This is a genomic window from Faecalimonas sp. LCP19S3_D12, assembly GCF_052121495.1.
Taxonomy (GTDB): Bacteria; Bacillota; Clostridia; order Lachnospirales; family Lachnospiraceae; genus Faecalimonas.
In genome coordinates, this window is sequence record NZ_JBQKED010000135.1 from 1 (window position 1) to 410 (window position 410).

The window sequence follows — 410 nt, forward strand, 5'->3', positions numbered from 1 at the left end:
TTGATATTTTTCTTATCATTTCGTTTCTTGTATGCGATTTTCAAGGTACATTCTTTTTTGACTGTTTTATCAGTCATCAGAAATCAAAATCTCTTTTCATCTCTGATCACTAGTAAACCCAGTTCTTTTCTTTTGTAGATTCGGCAGCCACCTACTCTCCCGCACCGTCTCCAGTGCAGTACCATCGGCCTCCCAGGTCTTAACCATCGTGTTCGGGATGGGTACGGGTGTTTCCCCTGGGCGTATCGCCACCGAAATATTTTGTACTCTTTGAGCACTCATAACTAAACAACAGATTTCTTTCAATCCCTTACTTTTCTTCCCTAGAAAGGAGGTGATCCAGCCGCACCTTCCGATACGGCTACCTTGTTACGACTTCACCCCAGTTATCGGTCCCACCTTCGGCAGCT

Annotated in this window: 2 rRNA genes; both read right to left on the minus strand. The window is 44.6% G+C overall.

Annotated elements, in window-relative coordinates:
- Positions 1-138: 138 nt before the first annotated feature.
- Positions 139-256: ribosomal RNA gene (gene rrf, locus ACTQXY_RS15590) — 5S ribosomal RNA — on the minus strand.
- Between the two features lie 71 nt (positions 257-327).
- Positions 328-410, minus strand: a 16S ribosomal RNA gene (locus tag ACTQXY_RS15595); the annotation flags it as partial.